The organism is Burkholderia sp. SR8 (genome assembly GCF_052851275.1).
In genome coordinates this window covers 1-3104 of record NZ_JAULUC010000059.1, presented here as the reverse complement: position 1 = coordinate 3104, position 3104 = coordinate 1, and the positions used below count along the sequence as shown (strand labels likewise).

1 rRNA gene and 1 pseudogene are annotated in these 3104 nt (G+C 52.4%); both read left to right on the top strand.

Going from position 1 to position 3104, the window contains the following annotated elements:
• Positions 1–181: pseudogene (locus Q3A80_RS31750) on the top strand (hypothetical protein); the annotation flags it as partial.
• A gap of 29 nt (positions 182–210) precedes the next feature.
• Positions 211–3092: ribosomal RNA gene (locus Q3A80_RS31745) — 23S ribosomal RNA — on the top strand.
• Positions 3093–3104 lie beyond the last annotated feature (12 nt).

The following is a 3104-nucleotide window of genomic DNA, read 5'->3' as shown; positions in this document are numbered from 1 at the left end:
GTATCGGCTGTCGTTCTTTAACAATCTGGAAGAAGTAAGTAATTTGGATAGCGGAAGCGTCTTTGAGATGGACGTGGAAACTATCCGGGTTGTGATTGTATCGATGTATCTCAAGATGATTCGAACTTCATTGTTCGGCTCGATTTTGGAATACGGCACAACGCGAGAACTCAACCTGTAGCGACTGTCGATGAGACAGACTCGTTATAGGGTCAAGCGAACAAGTGCATGTGGTGGATGCCTTGGCGATCACAGGCGATGAAGGACGCGGTAGCCTGCGAAAAGCTACGGGGAGCTGGCAAACAAGCTTTGATCCGTAGATGTCCGAATGGGGAAACCCACTCCTTTTGGAGTATCCATGGCTGAATACATAGGCCATGCGAAGCGAACGCGGTGAACTGAAACATCTAAGTAACCGCAGGAAAAGAAATCAACCGAGATTCCCAAAGTAGTGGCGAGCGAAATGGGATGAGCCTTGCACTCTTTATTTGTATTGTTAGCCGAACGCTCTGGAAAGTGCGGCCATAGCAGGTGATAGCCCTGTAGGCGAAAACAGTATGAAAGAACTAGGTGTGCGACAAGTAGGGCGGGACACGTGAAATCCTGTCTGAAGATGGGGGGACCATCCTCCAAGGCTAAATACTCGTGATCGACCGATAGTGAACCAGTACCGTGAGGGAAAGGCGAAAAGAACCCCGGGAGGGGAGTGAAATAGATCCTGAAACCGCATGCATACAAACAGTCGGAGCCTCGCAAGGGGTGACGGCGTACCTTTTGTATAATGGGTCAGCGACTTACGTTCAGTAGCAAGCTTAACCGTATAGGGCAGGCGTAGCGAAAGCGAGTCCGAATAGGGCGTTCAGTTGCTGGGCGTAGACCCGAAACCAGGTGATCTATCCATGGCCAGGATGAAGGTGCGGTAACACGTACTGGAGGTCCGAACCCACTAACGTTGAAAAGTTAGGGGATGAGCTGTGGATAGGGGTGAAAGGCTAAACAAACCTGGAAATAGCTGGTTCTCTCCGAAAACTATTTAGGTAGTGCCTCGTGTCTCACCTTCGGGGGTAGAGCACTGTCATGGTTGGGGGGTCTATTGCAGATTACCCCGCCATAGCAAACTCCGAATACCGAAGAGTGCAATCACGGGAGACAGACATCGGGTGCTAACGTCCGGTGTCAAGAGGGAAACAACCCAGACCGCCAGCTAAGGTCCCCAAATATAGCTAAGTGGGAAACGAAGTGGGAAGGCTAAAACAGTCAGGAGGTTGGCTTAGAAGCAGCCACCCTTTAAAGAAAGCGTAATAGCTCACTGATCGAGTCGTCCTGCGCGGAAGATGTAACGGGGCTAAGCTATATACCGAAGCTGCGGATGCGTGCTTTGCACGCATGGTAGGAGAGCGTTCCGTAAGCCTGCGAAGGTGCGTTGAAAAGCGTGCTGGAGGTATCGGAAGTGCGAATGCTGACATGAGTAGCGATAAAGGGGGTGAAAGGCCCCCTCGCCGTAAGCCCAAGGTTTCCTACGCAACGTTCATCGGCGTAGGGTGAGTCGGCCCCTAAGGCGAGGCAGAAATGCGTAGCTGATGGGAAGCAGGTCAATATTCCTGCACCATTGTTAGATGCGATGGGGGGACGGATCGCGGAAGGTTGTCCGGGTGTTGGAAGTCCCGGTCGCTGCATTGGAGAAGGCGCTTAGGCAAATCCGGGCGCGTAATTCAAGGGTGTGGCGCGAGCTCCTTCGGGAGCGAAGCAATTGGAAGTGGTTCCAAGAAAAGCCTCTAAGCTTCAGTCTAACGATGACCGTACCGCAAACCGACACAGGTGGGCGAGATGAGTATTCTAAGGCGCTTGAGAGAACTCGGGAGAAGGAACTCGGCAAATTGGTACCGTAACTTCGGGATAAGGTACGCCCTTGTAGCTTGACTGGCCTGCGCCAGGAGGGTGAAGGGGTTGCAATAAACTGGTGGCTGCGACTGTTTAATAAAAACACAGCACTCTGCAAACACGAAAGTGGACGTATAGGGTGTGACGCCTGCCCGGTGCCGGAAGATTAAATGATGGGGTGCAAGCTCTTGATTGAAGTCCCGGTAAACGGCGGCCGTAACTATAACGGTCCTAAGGTAGCGAAATTCCTTGTCGGGTAAGTTCCGACCTGCACGAATGGCGTAACGATGGCCACACTGTCTCCTCCCGAGACTCAGCGAAGTTGAAGTGTTTGTGATGATGCAATCTACCCGCGGCTAGACGGAAAGACCCCATGAACCTTTACTGTAGCTTTGCATTGGACTTTGAACCGATCTGTGTAGGATAGGTGGGAGGCTATGAAACCGGAACGCTAGTTTCGGTGGAGCCGTCCTTGAAATACCACCCTGGTTTGTTTGAGGTTCTAACCTTGGCCCGTGATCCGGGTCGGGGACAGTGCATGGTAGGCAGTTTGACTGGGGCGGTCTCCTCCCAAAGCGTAACGGAGGAGTACGAAGGTACGCTAGGTACGGTCGGAAATCGTGCTGATAGTGCAATGGCATAAGCGTGCTTAACTGCGAGACCGACAAGTCGAGCAGGTGCGAAAGCAGGTCATAGTGATCCGGTGGTTCTGTATGGAAGGGCCATCGCTCAACGGATAAAAGGTACTCTGGGGATAACAGGCTGATACCGCCCAAGAGTTCATATCGACGGCGGTGTTTGGCACCTCGATGTCGGCTCATCTCATCCTGGGGCTGTAGCCGGTCCCAAGGGTATGGCTGTTCGCCATTTAAAGAGGTACGTGAGCTGGGTTTAAAACGTCGTGAGACAGTTTGGTCCCTATCTGCCGTGGGCGTTGGATATTTGAAGGGGGCTGCTCCTAGTACGAGAGGACCGGAGTGGACGAACCTCTGGTGTACCGGTTGTCACGCCAGTGGCATCGCCGGGTAGCTATGTTCGGAAGAGATAACCGCTGAAAGCATCTAAGCGGGAAACTCGCCTTAAGATGAGATATCCCTGGGGACTAGATCCCCTTGAAGGGTCGTTCGAGACCAGGACGTTGATAGGTCAGGTGTGTAAGCGCAGTAATGCGTTCAGCTAACTGATACTAATTGCCCGTAAGGCTTGATCCTATAACAAGTCTG